The 17,223-nt window shown below is 61.3% G+C and carries 15 protein-coding genes; 13 read left to right on the top strand and 2 right to left on the bottom strand.

Annotated elements, in window-relative coordinates; genetic code table 11:
• Positions 1–160: 160 nt before the first annotated feature.
• The 8 genes from A6U87_RS27345 (at position 161) to A6U87_RS27310 (ending at position 8,915) form a co-directional block, all read left to right on the top strand.
• Complete coding sequence (locus A6U87_RS27345) at positions 161–3,145, top strand: 2-oxoglutarate dehydrogenase E1 component (RefSeq protein ID WP_065694599.1); 2,985 nt, start codon at positions 161–163, stop codon at positions 3,143–3,145.
• A 118-nt stretch (positions 3,146–3,263) separates the two neighbouring features.
• Positions 3,264–4,508 carry a 2-oxoglutarate dehydrogenase complex dihydrolipoyllysine-residue succinyltransferase gene (gene odhB, locus A6U87_RS27340; protein ID WP_065694467.1) on the top strand — a complete coding sequence of 415 codons (1,245 nt, stop codon included), beginning with the start codon at positions 3,264–3,266 and terminating at the stop codon, positions 4,506–4,508.
• Positions 4,509–4,562: 54 nt separating this feature from the next.
• On the top strand, positions 4,563–4,952 hold the full coding sequence (locus tag A6U87_RS27335; protein WP_065694466.1) for an MAPEG family protein: 390 nt from the start codon (positions 4,563–4,565) through the stop codon (positions 4,950–4,952).
• 7 nt (positions 4,953–4,959) lie between these two features.
• A complete protein-coding gene (locus A6U87_RS27330) occupies positions 4,960–5,466 on the top strand; it encodes a hypothetical protein (protein ID WP_244499579.1) in 507 nt (168 codons plus the stop codon).
• On the top strand, positions 5,463–6,215 hold the full coding sequence (locus A6U87_RS27325; RefSeq protein ID WP_065694465.1) for an SDR family oxidoreductase: 753 nt from the start codon (positions 5,463–5,465) through the stop codon (positions 6,213–6,215). Before A6U87_RS27330 ends, A6U87_RS27325 begins: the two co-directional genes overlap by 4 nt.
• A gap of 31 nt (positions 6,216–6,246) precedes the next feature.
• Positions 6,247–6,885 carry a LysE family translocator gene (locus tag A6U87_RS27320; RefSeq protein ID WP_065694597.1) on the top strand — a complete coding sequence of 213 codons (639 nt, stop codon included), beginning with the start codon at positions 6,247–6,249 and terminating at the stop codon, positions 6,883–6,885.
• 26 nt (positions 6,886–6,911) lie between these two features.
• The gene (gene lpdA / locus A6U87_RS27315; RefSeq protein ID WP_065694464.1) at positions 6,912–8,318 is read left to right on the top strand and encodes a dihydrolipoyl dehydrogenase; all 1,407 of its coding nucleotides are present in this window, start codon (positions 6,912–6,914) and stop codon (positions 8,316–8,318) included.
• A 93-nt stretch (positions 8,319–8,411) separates the two neighbouring features.
• A complete protein-coding gene (locus A6U87_RS27310; protein WP_065694463.1) occupies positions 8,412–8,915 on the top strand; it encodes a cytochrome b in 504 nt (167 codons plus the stop codon).
• On the opposite strand, the gene A6U87_RS27305 is transcribed toward A6U87_RS27310, so the two are convergent.
• Together A6U87_RS27305 and A6U87_RS27300 are read right to left on the bottom strand one after the other, a co-directional pair.
• Positions 8,912–9,991: a TraB/GumN family protein gene (locus tag A6U87_RS27305; RefSeq protein WP_065694462.1), complete on the bottom strand. Its 1,080-nt coding sequence runs from the start codon at positions 9,989–9,991 to the stop codon at positions 8,912–8,914. The two genes, A6U87_RS27310 and A6U87_RS27305, sit on opposite strands and share 4 nt — an antisense overlap.
• A gap of 85 nt (positions 9,992–10,076) precedes the next feature.
• On the bottom strand, positions 10,077–11,012 hold the full coding sequence (locus A6U87_RS27300) for a tyrosine recombinase XerC (protein WP_065694461.1): 936 nt from the start codon (positions 11,010–11,012) through the stop codon (positions 10,077–10,079).
• 145 nt (positions 11,013–11,157) lie between these two features.
• Between A6U87_RS27300 and A6U87_RS27295 the strand changes: the two genes are divergently transcribed.
• The 5 genes from A6U87_RS27295 to atpA all read left to right on the top strand — a co-directional run bounded on the left by A6U87_RS27295 (position 11,158) and on the right by atpA (position 17,219).
• Positions 11,158–12,102 carry a GNAT family N-acetyltransferase gene (locus tag A6U87_RS27295; protein WP_065694460.1) on the top strand — a complete coding sequence of 315 codons (945 nt, stop codon included), beginning with the start codon at positions 11,158–11,160 and terminating at the stop codon, positions 12,100–12,102.
• An 83-nt stretch (positions 12,103–12,185) separates the two neighbouring features.
• Positions 12,186–14,402, top strand: a complete 2,217-nt coding sequence (locus A6U87_RS27290; protein ID WP_065694459.1) for a primosomal protein N' — start codon at positions 12,186–12,188, stop codon at positions 14,400–14,402.
• Positions 14,403–14,480: 78 nt separating this feature from the next.
• Positions 14,481–14,870, top strand: coding sequence for a DUF4345 domain-containing protein (locus tag A6U87_RS27285; RefSeq protein ID WP_065694458.1), 390 nt, complete (start codon positions 14,481–14,483; stop codon positions 14,868–14,870).
• A 259-nt stretch (positions 14,871–15,129) separates the two neighbouring features.
• On the top strand, positions 15,130–15,690 hold the full coding sequence (locus A6U87_RS27280; RefSeq protein WP_065694457.1) for a F0F1 ATP synthase subunit delta: 561 nt from the start codon (positions 15,130–15,132) through the stop codon (positions 15,688–15,690).
• Positions 15,690–17,219: a F0F1 ATP synthase subunit alpha gene (gene atpA / locus A6U87_RS27275; RefSeq protein WP_065694456.1), complete on the top strand. Its 1,530-nt coding sequence runs from the start codon at positions 15,690–15,692 to the stop codon at positions 17,217–17,219. The genes A6U87_RS27280 and atpA overlap by 1 nt, the downstream gene beginning before the upstream one ends.
• Positions 17,220–17,223 lie beyond the last annotated feature (4 nt).

Raw genomic sequence — 17,223 nt, 5'->3', positions numbered from 1 at the left:
ATCTATACCCCGGGCAGAGGGCGCTTCGTCGTCTGCCCGGTTTGAACAAGACATGACATGAGCCGCGGACAGGCGGCTGAAATACAGATGCGGCAGCCGGTCGATGGGATCGGCAAATCACAAGAGTCAGGAGGCGGGCGAAAACGTCCGCGTGGAACCCATGGCACGGCAAGAAGCCAACGAGCAGTTTCAGATCACCTCGTTCCTGGATGGCGCCAATGCTGCTTACATCGAGCAGCTTTATGCGCGTTATGAGGACGACCCGGCATCGGTCAATGAGGAATGGCGTTCCTTCTTCAAGGCGCTGGAAGACAATCCTGATGATGTGAAGCGGGCCGCCAAGGGCGCGTCCTGGCGCAAGAAGAACTGGCCGCTGCAGGCCAGCGGTGATCTCGTTTCGGCGCTCGATGGCGACTGGGGCGTGATCGAAAAGGTGGTCGAGACCAAGGTCAAGGCGAAAGCGGAAGCCGCCGGCAAGCCGACGGACGGTGCCGACATCCTGCAGGCGACCCGCGACAGCGTGCGCGCCATCATGATGATCCGTGCCTATCGCATGCGCGGCCACCTGCATGCCAAGCTCGATCCGCTCGGCATCGCTGCACCTGTTGAAGACTACAAGGAACTGTCGCCGGAAAACTACGGTTTCACCGCCGCTGACTACGACCGCAAGATCTTCATCGACAACGTGCTGGGTCTCGAATACGCGACCATCCCTGAGATGATCGAGATCCTCGAGCGCACCTACTGCTCGACGCTCGGCGTCGAGTTCATGCACATCTCGAACCCCGAGGAAAAGGCCTGGATCCAGGAACGGATCGAAGGTCCCGACAAGGGCGTGGCCTTCACCGTCGAGGGCAAGAAGGCAATCCTTGCCAAGATCATCGAAGCCGAGGGCTACGAGCAGTTCCTGGACGTCAAGTTCAAGGGCACGAAGCGTTTCGGCCTCGACGGTGGCGAGTCGCTGATCCCGGCACTTGAGCAGATCCTGAAGCGCGGCGGCAATCTCGGCCTCAAGGAAGCGGTTTTCGGTATGGCCCACCGCGGCCGCCTGAACGTGCTTTCCCAGGTCATGGGCAAGCCGCATCGCGCCATCTTCCACGAGTTCAAGGGCGGCTCCTACGCGCCTGACGAAGTCGAAGGTTCCGGTGACGTGAAGTACCATCTCGGCGCTTCCTCGGACCGCGAGTTCGACGGCAACAAGGTTCACGTGTCGCTGACGGCCAACCCGTCGCACCTTGAGATCGTTGACCCCGTCGTCATGGGCAAGGCGCGCGCCAAGCAGGACATGGGCGCCACCGTCTGGGACGGCGATACCATTCCGCTGTCGGAGCGCGCCAAGGTTCTGCCGCTCCTCATCCACGGCGACGCCGCTTTTGCCGGCCAAGGCGTGATTGCCGAAATTCTCGGTCTCTCCGGTCTGCGCGGTCACCGCGTTGCCGGCACGATGCACGTCATCATCAATAACCAGATCGGCTTCACCACGAACCCGGCCTTCTCGCGTTCGTCGCCCTATCCGTCCGACGTCGCCAAGATGATCGAAGCGCCGATCCTGCACGTCAACGGTGACGATCCGGAAGCTGTCGTCTACGGCGCCAAGATTGCCATGGAATTTCGCATGAAGTTCCACAAGCCTGTCGTCCTCGACATGTTCTGCTATCGCCGCTACGGCCACAACGAAGGCGACGAGCCGTCCTTCACGCAGCCGAAGATGTACAAGGTCATCCGTGCCCACAAGACCGTGCTGCAGATCTACGCGGAACGCCTCGTTGGCGAAGGCGTGCTGAGCGAAGGCGAAGTCGAAAAGATGAAGGCCGACTGGCGTGCGCATCTCGAGCAGGAGTTCGAGGCCGGCCAGAGCTACAAGCCGAACAAGGCCGACTGGCTCGACGGTGAGTGGGCTGGCCTGCGCACGGCCGACAATGCCGACGAGCAGCGTCGCGGCAAGACAGCCGTGCCGATGAAGCAACTGAAGGAAATCGGCCGCAAGCTGTCCGAGATCCCTGAAGGTTTCCATGCGCACCGCACGATCCAGCGCTTCATGGAAAACCGCGCCAACATGATCTCGACCGGCGAGGGCATCGACTGGGCAACGGCGGAAGCGCTGGCGTTCGGCGGGCTCGTCGTCGAAGGCCACAAGATCCGCCTCTCCGGCCAGGATTGCGAACGCGGCACCTTCTCGCAGCGTCACTCGGTTCTCTACGATCAGGAGACGGAAGAGCGCTATATCCCGCTTGCCAACCTGTCTCCGAGCCAGGCCCGCTACGAAGTCATCAACTCGATGCTTTCGGAAGAAGCTGTTCTCGGCTTCGAATACGGCTACTCGCTGGCCCGTCCGAACGCGCTGACGCTCTGGGAAGCCCAGTTCGGCGACTTCGCCAACGGTGCGCAGGTCGTGTTCGACCAGTTTATTTCGTCTGGTGAACGCAAGTGGCTGCGCATGTCCGGTCTCGTCTGCCTGCTGCCGCATGGTTATGAAGGCCAGGGTCCGGAACACTCTTCCGCCCGCCTCGAGCGCTTCCTGCAGCTTTGCGCTGAAGACAACATGCAGGTCGCCAACGTCACGACGCCGGCGAACTACTTCCACATCCTGCGCCGCCAGGTGAAGCGCGACTTCCGCAAGCCGCTGATCCTGATGACGCCGAAGTCGCTGCTGCGCCACAAGCGTGCCGTGTCGGGCCTGGCCGAAATGGCCGGCGAGTCCTCCTTCCACCGTCTCCTGTGGGACGATGCGGAGGTCATCAAGGATGGTCCGATCAAGCTGCAGAAGGACAACAAGATCCGTCGCGTCGTCATGTGCACCGGCAAAGTCTACTACGACCTTCTCGAAGAGCGCGAAAAGCGCGGCATCGACGACGTCTATCTGCTGCGCGTCGAACAGCTCTATCCGTTCCCGGCCAAGGCGCTCATCAACGAGCTCTCCCGCTTCCGCAACGCGGAAATGGTCTGGTGCCAGGAAGAGCCGAAGAACATGGGTGCATGGTCGTTCATCGACCCGTATCTGGAATGGGTGCTTGCCCATATCGATGCGAAGTACCAGCGCGTTCGCTACACCGGACGTCCGGCCGCGGCATCGCCCGCAACCGGCCTGATGTCCAAGCATCTGGCACAGCTCGCCGCGTTCCTCGAGGACGCGCTCGGCGGCTAAGAGAATGAGATCGAAGAGGGAGCGATATAACGCTTCCTCTTCGCATTAATTCGTTCTTCGGCCTCCGCTGTCGGAACGCCGTCAAACATCACAAAGATCAAAATTCAGGATTTGAACAATGGCCACAGAAATCCGCGTTCCAACTCTCGGTGAATCCGTCAGCGAGGCAACCGTCGGCACCTGGTTCAAGAAGGTCGGCGATGTCATCAAGGCCGACGAGCCGCTGGTGGAGCTTGAAACCGACAAGGTGACCATCGAAGTTCCGGCACCGGCTGCCGGCGTACTCTCCGAAATCGTCGCACAGGCCGGCGAAACCGTCGGTCTCGACGCGCTGCTCGGCCAGATCGCCGCTTCCGCAGGTGCAGCCGCCGCCGCTCCGGCCGCAGCGCCCGCCAAGGCTGCCGAGCCGGCTCCTGCCGCTGCTGCTCCGGTTGCTGCCGCTGCTTCGGCTTCCGCTACCGCTTCCTCGATGCCGCCGGCGCCGGCTGCTTCGAAGATGCTCGCTGAAAACAACCTCTCGGCCGATCAGGTCGATGGCTCCGGCAAGCGTGGCCAGGTTCTGAAGGGCGACGTGATCGCTGCCGTCGCCAAGGGCATCGCCGCTCCGGCAGCCCCTGCCGCTGCTCCGGTTGCCGCACGCGGCCCGTCGACGGTCGAGGATGCCGGTCGCGAAGAGCGCGTGAAGATGACGCGCCTGCGCCAGACGATCGCCAAGCGCCTCAAGGACGCCCAGAACACCGCCGCGATGCTCACCACCTACAACGAGGTGGACATGAGCGCCGTGATGGCGCTGCGCGCCAAGTACAAGGACGTGTTTGAAAAGAAGCACGGCGTGAAGCTCGGCTTCATGGGCTTCTTCACCAAGGCCGTCACCCACGCGCTGAAGGAACTGCCCGCCGTCAACGCCGAAATCGACGGCACCGACATCATCTACAAGAACTACTGCCACGTCGGCATGGCCGTCGGCACCGACAAGGGCCTCGTCGTTCCGATCATCCGCGATGCAGACCAGATGTCGATCGCCGAAATCGAAAAGGACCTCGGCCGTCTCGCCAAGGCTGCTCGTGACGGTTCGCTCTCGATGGCCGACATGCAGGGCGGCACCTTCACCATCACCAATGGCGGCGTCTACGGTTCGCTGATGTCCTCGCCGATCCTGAACGCGCCGCAGTCGGGCATTCTCGGCATGCACAAGATCCAGGATCGTCCCGTCGTCGTTGGGGGCCAGATCGTCATCCGCCCGATGATGTATCTCGCGCTCTCCTACGACCACCGTATTGTTGACGGCAAGGAAGCGGTTACCTTCCTCGTGCGCGTCAAGGAAAGCCTGGAAGATCCGGAACGCCTCGTTCTCGATCTCTAAGAGACCGACAGGGCCGCGCGAGCGGCCCTTTTCGCCTCAGCACCGGAACACCTGATGTCGCTGGAACTTGTCTACCTGCTCTGGAGCGCCGCGCTCGCCTTCGCCTACATGATGGCGCAGGCGGCGGCCTATCGCATGCAGAGCGGCGTGAAGGAGGCGAATTCGACGCGCGACCATGAGCCTGAGCCGAACGTGCTCACAGGCCGTGCGACGCGGGCGCTGAGGAATTTCCAGGAAACCTATCCCATATTCATCGCGCTTGCCGTGGTCTCCGTCGCTTCCGGCCGTTCCGACAGCCTGACCCACTGGGGTGCAGCGCTGTGGTTCTGGGCGCGCGTCGCCTATCTGCCTGCCTATCTGATCGGGCTCAGCCCCTACCGCTCATGGATCTGGTCGGTGTCGGCGATCGGGCTGGTGCTGATGTTCTCAGGCATCGTGTGGTGAGGGGATGATGCGTAAGCTTTCTGTTGCCATCGCCCCCTTCGTTTTCGGCGCGCTTTGCGGCCAGCCGCTGCTGGCGGCCGAGTGCAAGCAGGGCAGTGCGGTCTATACGGATCGCGACGGCGCCTATGAGCTGCGCTTCTCGCCGCTCAATTCCGAAGCGGCGGCCGCGAGCAACCAGTTCAAGATCAAGGTGCTGAAGACATCAATGGTGCTCGACGGCTACGTGATGCCGTCGGAGGAACCGGATCGTTCGATCGGGATGATCATGTTCAATTGCCCCGGCGGCGACGTGACCGGCGACGATCTCAATGCCTGTACCATCTGGCAGGGCATGGTCTACGGCGTCGATGCCAAGGGCGAGATGAACAACCTAGAGCCGGAAGCAGGTGCCGCAGCAGACAAGATCGTGCTGCCCGGCATCGGCCCGGCCATTCGCGCCTCCTCGATCTGGGGCGAGGGCAAGGCCTACGTCGCGCCCTGGGACGTCCTCAATTTCAAGGAATGTGCGTCATGAGCGACCAACCCGTACTTCTCGTCACCGGCGGCAGCCGCGGCATTGGCGCCGCGATCAGCCTGCTGGCGGCGTCGAAAGGCTGGCGCGTCGCCGTCAACTACGCCTCCAACAGGCAGGCGGCGGACGAGGTCGTGGCGAAGATCAAGGCCGGCGGCGGGGACGCCATCGCGATCAGGGGCGATGTCGGCGAGGCCGTCGATATCGCCGCGATGTTTGAAACCGTCGACCGCCATTTCGGCCGGCTGGACGGACTTGCCAACAATGCCGGTATCGTCGACGCGCCCGCCCGCGTCGATGAAATGTCGGTCGAGCGCATCGAGCGGATGATGCGCATCAACATTACCGGCTCGATCCTCTGCGCGGCCGAGGCCGTGCGCCGCATGTCGACCCGGCATGGCGGCAAGGGCGGGGCGATCGTCAATATCTCGTCGATGGCGGCAATCATTGGCTCGCCGTCGCAATATGTCGATTACGCCGCCTCCAAGGCCGCGATCGACACCTTCACCATCGGCCTTGCCCGCGAAGTGGCGACCGAGGGCGTGCGTGTCAATGCGATCAGGCCTGGTGTCATCGACACCGAAATCCATGCTTCCGGCGGCCTGCCTGATCGGGCGCGCCAGATGGCGCCGAGCATTCCGATGCAGCGCGCCGGGACGGCGGAAGAGATCGCCGACGCGGTGCTCTATCTGCTATCCAGGGATGCATCCTATGTCACCGGCGCGATCCTCAATGTAAGCGGCGGCCGATGATCGGGTTCATCATTTCAAGGGCGATATGAGCATGCAGTATGTTCTCGAATTTCTCGGCCTGATGGCCGTCTTCTCGATCTTCATCGTCGTGCCGGGCGCTGATTTCGCGGTGATCCTGCGCCAGAGCATCGTGCATGGCCGCCGCGCCGCGATCATGAGCGGCATCGGCATGGGCTTCTCGCTGCTCTTCCACATCAGCTACACGATCCTCGGTCTCGGGCTGATCGTGTCGCAGTCGCTGATGCTGTTTGCGATGATCAAGTGGGCGGGTGTCGCCTATCTCGTCTATCTCGGCATCAAGTCGTTTCGCGCGCCGGGCTTCAACGTCAGCGAGATCAATGTAAGCGAAGAGGATCGCAAGCCGATCTCGGCGCTGCGCTGCCTCGGCATGGGCTTCATCACCAATGCGCTGAACCCGAAGCCGGTGCTGTTCTTCCTGTCGCTGTTTTCGACGCTCGTTCATCACGACACGCCCGGCCTCATCCAGTTCAGCTACGGCATCGGCATGGCGACCGCGCTGGTCTTATGGTTCGCCGCCGTCTCCACCTTCTTCACCGTCAAGGCCGTTCGCGATCGTTTCATCGCCAGCGGCAAATGGTTCAACCGCATTACCGGCGCCGCTCTGGTCGGCTTCGGCTTCCGTCTCGCGCTCGCCCGCGCGGCGGACTAGATAAATAACGAAAAGGAAAAGCACCAATGTCCTATGATGTGATCGTTATCGGAACCGGCCCCGGCGGCTATGTCGCTGCCATCAAGGCGGCCCAGCTCGGCCTCAAGGTCGCTGTCGTCGAAAAGCGCGCGACCTTCGGCGGCACCTGCCTCAATGTCGGCTGCATTCCCTCCAAGGCGCTGCTGCATGCGTCGGAAATGTTCCATCAGGCCGGCCACGGCATGGACGCGCTCGGCATCGAAGTCGCGGCGCCGAAGCTGAACCTCGACAAGATGCTGGCGCACAAGGATGCGACGGTTAAGGCAAATGTCGACGGCGTTGCCTTCCTGTTCAAGAAGAACAAGATCGACAGCTTCATCGGCACCGGCAAGATCGTCTCGGCTGGTAAGGTCTCGGTTACGGCTGAGGACGGCAAGGTCCAGGAAATCGAAGGCAAGAACATCGTCATCGCCACCGGCTCCGACGTTGCCGGCATCCCTGGTGTGAAGGTCGACATCGACGAGAAGGTGATCGTTTCCTCCACCGGCGCGATCGCGCTCGACAAGGTGCCTGAGACGATGATCGTCGTCGGCGGCGGCGTCATCGGCCTCGAGCTCGGCTCTGTGTGGTCGCGCCTCGGCGCCAAGGTCACCGTCATCGAATATCTCGACAAGATCCTCGGCGCGATGGATGGCGACGTCTCCAAGCAGTTCCAGCGCATGCTCGCCAAGCAGGGCGTCGACATCAACCTGAGCTCCAAGGTGACGGGCGTTGAAAAGGGTGGCAAGGGCGCGAAGGTGACCTTCGAGCCGGTCGCCGGCGGCGCCGCTGTCACCGTCGAAGCCGATGTGGTGCTGATCTCCACCGGCCGCATTCCCTACACGGCTGGCCTCGGTCTCGAGGAAGCGGGCGTTGCGCTCGACAATCGCGGCCGCGTCGAGATCGACGGTCACTTCCGCACCAACGTTGCCGGCATCTATGCGATCGGCGACGTGGTGAAGGGCCCGATGCTGGCGCACAAGGCTGAAGACGAAGGCGTAGCACTCGCCGAGATCCTCGCCGGCCAGCACGGCCATGTGAACTACGACGTCATCCCGAGCGTCGTCTACACGCAGCCCGAAGTTGCCTCTGTCGGCAAGACCGAGGAAGAGCTGAAGGCCGCTGGCGTCGCCTACAAGGTCGGCAAGTTCCCGTTCACGGCCAACGGCCGCGCGCGCGCCATGCTGGCAACGGATGGTTTCGTGAAGATCCTCTCGGACAAGACCACCGACCGCGTCCTCGGCGGCCACATCGTCGGCTTCGGCGCGGGCGAAATGATCCACGAGATCGCCGTTCTGATGGAGTTCGGCGGCTCCGCCGAAGACCTCGGCCGCACCTGCCATGCGCACCCGACCATGTCGGAAGCGGTAAAGGAAGCGGCACTGGCTGCGTTCTTCAAGCCGATCCATATGTAGGATTAAATTTTAGCAATGCATGAATGGCCGCTTGTCTCAGGGCAGGCGGCCGTTTTACTTTCGAATGATTCTAATATCCTTCGAGGGACGCCCATGCCATCCGCACCGATCGATGCATACAGCCTGCCACAGCGGGCTCTTCACTGGCTCATGGCCGTGCTGATCTTCTACAATCTGCTGTTCACCGATGGCATGAATGAATGGCACCATATCGTTCGACGCGGCGAGACCCCGACCGCTGACCAGATTTCGTCAGCGAACGTACATGCGTATATTGGCATTGCCATCCTGCTGCTCGCCATCATCCGCGTCTGTCTGCGGCTTGCTCAGGGCGCTCCGTCTGAAACCACCGAGGAGCCCGCGGTCTTTCGCCTTGCAGCCAAGCTCGTTCATTTCGGCTTGTATGCCTTCATCTTCGCGATGCCGGTGACCGGGATTGCCGCTTACTACCTCGGAATTGATTCCGCAGGCTCTCTGCACGCCGATGTGCTGAAGGTCGTCCTGTGGATCCTGATTGTGGCGCACGTGGCCGGCGCGCTCGTTCATCAGTTCTACTGGAAGAGCAACGTCCTTCGCCGAATGACGGTCGGACGCTAGTTGACGGCCGTTACGGTGAAGCCTTGCTTGCGCAGGAGTTCGATGACGCCGCCTTCGCCGGGCAGATGCAGGGCGCCAACGGCCATGAACACGTTGCCGTTGGCAAGGATGGGTGCCGCGCGTTCCGCCATGATCTTGTTGCGATCAATGATAATGCGCTGTTCGAATGCGGCGTAGTCGCTGTCCTCATCGGCGCCATCAGGCGAAACGGTTTTCAGCATCGGGATCGTCATGCCGATATCGCCACTGAGATAGAGGTCGGTCATGGTTTCCACGACATCGTTCATCTTGGAGCCGAGCGCCAGGGTTTCGATCAACGACTTCATGTGGAACTCAGTCGGCAACTCGGCCATCGCCTGCAGTTGTTCGGCGAGTGTCTCGAGGCCCTTGACCTGCTTGCCTGAAGCAACGGCGTCGGTGGCGATCTTCTGGTCAAGGAACTGCACGCCTTTTGCCTTGCGGGCCATTTCGCAACCCGGCAGGGCGACGACGCTGGAAATCATCCACGGGCGCATGCGTGAGACCGCTGCGAGCGGGATGCCGCGTTGCTTCAGGCCTTCCTCGAGGCGTGCGTAGTCGTCGGGAGACAGGAGTTTCTCGATGGTCGTTCCATCGGTAAACATCGTCAGCTCCGGCTTCATCAGCAGGGCGGTAGCCGCCTTCTTTTCGTCAAGGATCTCGTCAGACTCGATGACGATCGTGTCGGCCGCATCATGTGCTGCCTGGGTGCGGGGCGGAAGATCCAGTACCCGCGGATCCGTGACATGCATGCTGCCGAGCAGCCATGAAGGCTTGATGCCCGCTTTCTCGATCTTCCAGAAGATACCCTTGCCGTTCGGAACCGCCTCGCCTTCCTTGACGACCGCGGCGTAGCGGGCGGGGTCGCTCTCCTTGAGATCGGTCAGGATGTTGCGGCCGGTGCAGCTGGCGTCGTCTGCGGCGGTTGCCGGCGAAACCGAAAAGAGCACTGCCAGCAACATGGCAGCGAGCAGCATGTGAAAAGCAGCAACCAGCCAAAGCATGACATTGCCCGGTGAGGTGATGCGCAGGCTGCGGTGGCCGATGGAGATCGTCATGATGGTGTTCCGGTCACGGTAAATGGAGCTCAAGCTTTACGCATAGCGTGCGCATATTCCTTTAAGGGAAGGCGTTAACAAAAGATTACGCCCGTGGATGGGCACGATCGTAAACTTCAAGCAAACGTGAGGAATCCACACCGGTGTAGACCTGCGTCGTCGACAGGCTGGCGTGGCCGAGAAGTTCCTGGATGGTTCTGAGGTCGCCGCCACCGGCCAGAAGATGGGTCGCGAAGGAATGGCGGAGCGCATGCGGTGTCGCGGTCTCCGGCAGGCCGAAGGCGCTGCGCATCTTCTGCATCGTGCGCTGGATAATGGCTGCCTGCAGCTTTCCGCCGCGCGCACCGCGAAACAGCGGCTCACCGATCTCCAGATGATAGGGGCACAGCGCGCGGTACTTCTCAACCGCATCGGACACCACGGAGAGCAACGGCACTAGGCGCGTCTTGTTGCCCTTGCCGGTGATGCGCAGCGTCGTCGAGCCGCGGTCGAGCGCATCCGGCGTGAGGTCGAGTGCTTCAGATATACGCAGGCCGCAGCCATAGAGGAGGGCGAACACCGCGGCGTCCCGGGCGGCGATCCAGGGTTCCTCGTGAAGCTGCGCCTCGTCGCTGACGACGGTGATCGCCTGCTTGTCAGAAAGCGGTTTCGGCAAGGACTTCGGTTGCTTGGGCGAACGTACCGCGCCGGCGCCGGCGGCGTTGATCAGTCCCTTCTTTTCGAGATAGCGCAGCATCGAGCGCAGGCCTGCAAGATTGCGGCCAAGCGAGCGGGCCCCGGAGCCTTCCTTGCGGCGTGCTGCGAGAAAGGCGCGGAAGTCTGCGGGCCGCAGCGCACGAATATCGTTGAGCGTCGTCGGACCCGCGAGATGGCCGGTGAGAAAGGTCAGAAACTGGCGGGTATCGCGCTCGTATGCGTCCAGTGTGTTCTGCGAAAGCCGCCGCTCGTTGGCGAGGTTATCAAGCCAGGCGGCGCGCTCCGTCATCAGGCGCTGGTCGGCAATAATCAGGAGTTCGTTCACGTCTCTGGCCCTCTTGAATTTGCCGGTGCGGCTTCCAATTCTGGACGAGGGACAGTTATGGAATTGCTAATATCGGCCAAGTGCTTGTCATGCTTCCATCATACCATTGACGACAACTGGTTTCCCAATGAGGCAGGATTTTTGCATGGCACGGCGCCAATCCCTGACGGCTTTAGGACAACTCGCGGAAGCGGTCGCACTCGTCTCCCACGGCAAACCGGGCCACATCGTCGATACGCTGATCGCCGAGCGCGGCCAACGCATCGTGCGTCATCCGCTCTGGCCGGCGATGCGTCCGTTCCTCTACACGCTGCTGCGCTACAACAAGGCCGTCAAGTTCGCCAACGACATCGCGAACATGCCGGGTTTCCAGTGCTTCGAATATATGAGCGACCTGCTGAAGCTTGAGATCAATGTCCGTAACGACGAACGCATCCCCAAGAGCGGCGGCTTCATTCTTGTCAGCAATCATCCAACCGGCATCGCCGATGGCGTCGCGGTTTTCGATCTCCTGAAAAGCCGACGTCCTGATATGATGCTTTTTGCCAACCGTGACGCGGTGCGCGTCAATCCACGCTTTGCCGAGGTGATCATTCCGGTCGAATGGCGAGAGGAATACAAGAGCAAGCTCAAGACCCGCGAAACGCTGCTGTTGACCAACCATGCGGTCAAGGAAGGCAAGGCGACGATCCTTTTCCCCTCCGGCCGCATTGCCTACTGGGCAAACGGCCAGCTGAATGAACGTCCCTGGAAGACCTCGGCCGTGGGGCTGGCGCGCAAGTACAACCTGCCGATCCTGCCGGTGCATGTGACGGCGCGCAATTCGGGCCTGTTCTACTGGTTCGCCAAATGGTCGACGGAACTCCGCGACATGACCGTGTTTCACGAACTCTTGAACAAGCGCGGCGATCGCTTCGATTTCTTGGTCGGCAATCTGATCCCGGTGGAGCACCTGGACGGAGACGTCAACGATGTGACGAAGGCGCTTGAGCAGCACACGGTGCATGATCTGAAAGCCGATGCCGGTACCCGCTTTCTGCCGCTCGTTCAGCCGCCTCTTCGGGAAACGGTTGCCGCCCATTCTTTTTGATCACGCGTAAGCCCGAGTGATTGGCGAGGGAAGACGGAGACGCAGGTTTTCTTTTTGGATCATTGCGGGCATGGTCTCGCCCGATGAGTACAGATTCGTCCGATCTCTTTGGAGCCTTGTTTCAGACACCGTCGGCAAACCGCACGGTTGCGGTGCTCGTGCCCATGCCTGCCCCAAAGCCGTATTCCTATTCGGTTCCCGATGGGATCGCGGTTGAGCCGGGCTCGGTCGTACAGGTGCCGCTGGGGCCGAGGCAGGTCATCGGTGTCGTCTGGGACGGTGGCGACGAGGGTGTCGACCCGAAGAAGCTTAGGCCGATCAGTCATGTGTTCGATTGCCCGCCGCTGACCAAGGAAATGCGCGATTTCATCGACTGGGTAGCGAGTTATACGCTCTCGCCGCCTGGTCTCGTGGCGCGCATGGCCTTGCGCGCGCCGAACGCATTCGAGCCGGAGCCGATGGTCGAGGGCTTGCGTTTCGTCGGCGGCGCACCGGAGCGGATGACGCCGGCGCGCGCCCGGGTGCTCGAGACTGGTAGCGGTGGGCTATCGTGGACGCGAAGCGGTCTTGCTCATGCCGCAGGCGTGTCGACAAGTGTCGTCGACGGGCTGGTGGCGCAGGGGATTTTCGAGACTGTGTTCCTCCCACCGCCGCCGGTGGTGGCAAAACCCGATCCTGATTTCATCACGTCCCGGCTGGAGGGACCGCAGAAGGATGCAGCCGAGGAAATCCTTGCCGAAGTTCGCAAGGGCGAGTTCGCGGTCTCGCTGATCGATGGCGTTACCGGGTCCGGGAAGACGGAGGTCTATTTCGAGGCGATCGCGGAAACGCTAAGGCGCGGCAAACAGGTGCTTATCCTGCTGCCGGAAATTGCCTTGACGGCAAGCTTTCTTGAGCGCTTCCAGGATCGTTTCGGTGCCAAGCCAGCGGAGTGGCATTCCGATCTTCCGCCGCGGATGCGCGAGAAGGTCTGGCGGCAGGCCGTGACGGGTGAAGTGCGGGTTGTCGCCGGCGCACGGTCGGCCCTTTTCCTGCCGTTCGAAGATCTCGGACTTATCATCGTCGATGAAGAACACGATCCTGCCTACAAGCAGGAGGATCGCGTCTTTTATAATGCCCGCGACATGGCTGTCGTGCGGGCTCGCATCGGCGACTTCCCGGTGGTGCTGGTCTCCGCCACGCCATCGGTTGAAAGCCAGGTCAACGGGCAAAGCGGACGCTACACCACGATTCACCTGCCGACACGCTTCGGCGATGCGGCGCTGCCCGATCTGCACCTGATCGACATGCGACGACATGCGCCGGAACGCGGCGGTTTCCTGTCGCCCGTTCTCGTGCGCGCGATTGGCAAGACGGTCGAGAAAAAGCAGCAGGCGCTGCTGTTCCTGAACCGTCGCGGCTACGCGCCACTGACCCTTTGCCGGGTGTGTGGCCATCGCTTCCAGTGCCCGCAATGCTCCAGCTGGCTGGTCGAGCACCGGTTCAAGCGACAGCTGCAGTGTCACCAGTGCGGCTATAGCCAGCACACGCCCGAGGCCTGTCCGGAATGCGGAACCCTCGACCATCTCGTCGCCTGCGGGCCGGGTGTTGAGCGGATCGCCGAGGAAGTCGAACGCCATTTCCCCGAGGCCCGGACGATCGTGCTCTCGTCCGACATCATGGGTGGGGTCAAGCGCCTGCGCCTCGAACTCGATGCCATCGCCAAGGGGGAAGCGGATATCGTCATCGGCACGCAGCTCGTCGCCAAGGGCCACAATTTCCCCCTGATGACGCTGGTTGGCATCGTTGACGCCGATCTCGGGCTGGCCAATGGCGATCCGCGCGCAGCCGAGCGTACATTCCAGCTCCTGTCACAGGTCACGGGTCGGGCCGGGCGTACCGGTCTGAAGAGCCACGGTCTGCTACAGACCTACCAGCCGCAGCATCCGGTGATGCAGGCGATCGTTTCGGGTGACGCCGGCGCTTTCTATGAGCGCGAGATCGCCGAGCGTGAGCGTGCGATCCTGCCGCCGTTTGGCCGTCTTGCCTCGATCATCGTTTCTGCCGAAACGCGCCATGATGCCGAGAGCCATGCGCGCGGCATGCGCAACGCGGCGCCGCACGTTTCAGGCATCTCGGTGCTGGGGCCGGCCGAGGCGCCGCTGGCGCTGGTGCGCGGTCGCCATCGCTTCCGCCTGCTCGTACACGGCCGGCGAAACTCAGACATGCAGGGCTTTCTGCGCGCTTTGCTCGCCCACTCTCCAAAGGAACGGGGCTCGGTTCATGTGCAGCTCGATATCGATCCGCAAAGCTTCTTGTAAATCGCGGCGCGTCGGGCTTTTGCTGGCTCGCGCAATCGTGGCATAAGAAGCATATTTCGCGTGATTTGGGGGCTTGTAATGGAACTGTACTTTCCCGACGAACTTGGTGAACGACTTGCTTTTTGTTCGGCGGCATTCGCCGCTTTGGCCGGTCTCATCATTATGTTTGCACCGGGCTACGCTATGCGTCTTTTTGGTCTGCAATTGCGCGAGGGACGACGTGATGGTTATGCGGAGCTTCGTTCGACAGGCGCCGTCTATCTAGCTCTTGGTCTGGCTCCTATCATGCTTGGACAGCCAGATATCTACCTCGTGTTCGGCGCTGTCTTCACGCTTGCGGCATTTGCGCGTGTTGTTTCGTTGCTTTCCGACCGGGGAGGAACCGTTATCAATTATATACTATTGGTTGTGTACATTGTTCTGGCCGCACTTCCGATCGGCTACGTTTATGGATTCTTTTCAGCCTAGAATCGATCCAAATTGGACCGCTTGACTATGGGGCGGCGAAGTATCGCGCATTTTTGCCGCATAAATCGCGGCTAAAACAGGATAACGGCGTTACGCGTGTTGCGAGTCCCGATATCCTATGTTAGACGGACCCCGAATTTCGGAAGAAGCAAGAGGCTTCTCTTGCGATTTCTGGGGGAAATCAAAACGAATTCAAGAATTTAGATCAGGCGCCCGCCGGAAGCCGGATTCTTGGGTTGAAATCAGGGAAATTTGTGCCGTGGCAGACACGTCCCAGCTTACATCTGGTGTTGCAGAACGATATGCCTCGTCGCTGTTCGAACTGGCGCTCGAGGAAAAGGCAGTCGATACCGTGACCGCCGATCTCGATCGTTTTCAGGCGATGCTCGATGAGAGCGAAGATCTGAAGCGCTTCGTCTCCAGCCCGGTCTTTTCGGCCGAGGATCAGTTGAAGGCGATCGTTGCGATCAGCGAAAAGGCTGGCATCAGTGGCTTCTTCGCAAACTTCCTGAAGGTCGTGGCGCGTAATCGCCGCCTGTTTGCTCTCCCGGGCATGATCAAGGCCTTCCGGATCATCGCTGCAAACCAGCGTGGCGAAATTACCGCCGAGGTAACCTCGGCCCATGCGCTCTCCGCAGCGCAGGAAACTGAATTGAAGGCGGCGCTCAAGGGCGTCACCGGCAAAGACGTGGCGCTCGCCGTCACGGTTGATCCGTCAATTCTTGGTGGTCTGATCGTGAAGGTCGGGTCCCGTCAGATTGATACGTCTCTTCGTACCAAACTCTCTACCCTTAAGCTTGCATTGAAAGAGGTTGGCTGATGGATATCCGCGCCGCGGAAATTTCCGCAATTCTCAAAGATCAGATTAAAAATTTCGGCAAAGAGGCAGAAGTCTCGGAAGTCGGTCAGGTGCTCTCCGTCGGTGACGGTATCGCTCGCGTTTACGGTCTGGACAACGTCCAGGCAGGCGAGATGGTCGAGTTCCCGGGCGGCATCCGCGGCATGGCGCTGAACCTTGAGTCCGATAACGTCGGTGTCGTTATTTTCGGCTCCGACCGCGACATCAAGGAAGGCGACACCGTTAAGCGGACCGGCGCCATCGTTGACGTTCCGGTTGGTCCGGAACTGCTCGGCCGCGTTGTCGACGCTCTCGGCAACCCGATCGACGGCAAGGGCCCGATCAACGCGACCCGCCGTGCGCGCGTCGACGTCAAGGCTCCTGGCATCATTCCGCGCAAGTCGGTTCATGAGCCGATGTCGACCGGCCTCAAGGCCATCGACGCGCTCATCCCGGTTGGCCGTGGCCAGCGCGAGCTCGTCATCGGCGACCGCCAGACCGGCAAGACCGCCATCATTCTCGACACGATCCTGAACCAGAAGCCGATCCACGACAACGGCCCGGACGGCGACAAGCTGTTCTGCGTCTACGTCGCTATCGGCCAGAAGCGTTCGACCGTTGCCCAGTTCGTCAAGGTTCTCGAAGAGCGCGGCGCACTGAAGTACTCGATCGTTGTTGCTGCTACGGCTTCCGATCCGGCTCCGATGCAGTACCTGGCACCGTTCGCCGGTTGCGCCATGGGCGAATACTTCCGCGACAACGGCCAGCATGCTCTCATCGGTTACGACGACCTTTCGAAGCAGGCTGTCGCCTATCGTCAGATGTCGCTCCTGCTGCGCCGTCCGCCGGGCCGCGAAGCTTATCCCGGCGACGTTTTCTACCTTCACTCCCGTCTCCTCGAGCGCGCTGCTAAGCTCTCCGACGAGAAGGGCGCTGGCTCTCTGACGGCTCTGCCTGTCATCGAAACCCAGGGTAACGACGTTTCGGCGTTCATTCCGACCAACGTGATCTCGATCACCGACGGACAGATCTTCCTTGAAACCGACCTGTTCTACCAGGGCATTCGTCCGGCCGTTAACGTCGGTCTGTCGGTTTCGCGCGTTGGTTCTGCCGCTCAGATCAAGGCCATGAAGCAGGTTGCCGGCTCGATCAAGGGCGAACTCGCCCAGTATCGCGAAATGGCCGCCTTCGCTCAGTTCGGCTCAGACCTCGATGCCTCGACGCAGCGCCTGCTTAACCGCGGTGCACGCCTGACCGAACTCCTGAAGCAGCCGCAGTTCTCGCCGCTGAAGACGGAAGAGCAGGTTGCGGTGATCTTCGCCGGCGTCAACGGCTACCTCGACAAGATCCCGGTCAACCAGGTCGGCAAGTTCGAGCAGGGCCTGCTGTCGTACCTGCGCTCCGAAGGTGCGTCGATCCTCGACACGATCCGTAACGACAAGGCCATCAGCGACGATACGAAGGGCAAGCTCACTGCTGCCATCGACAGCTTCGCGAAGTCTTTCTCGTAATCGG

The organism is Rhizobium sp. AC44/96, from assembly GCF_001692185.1.
Classification (GTDB): Bacteria; Pseudomonadota; Alphaproteobacteria; order Rhizobiales; family Rhizobiaceae; genus Rhizobium.
This window is presented reverse-complemented; position numbering and strand designations above follow the sequence as displayed.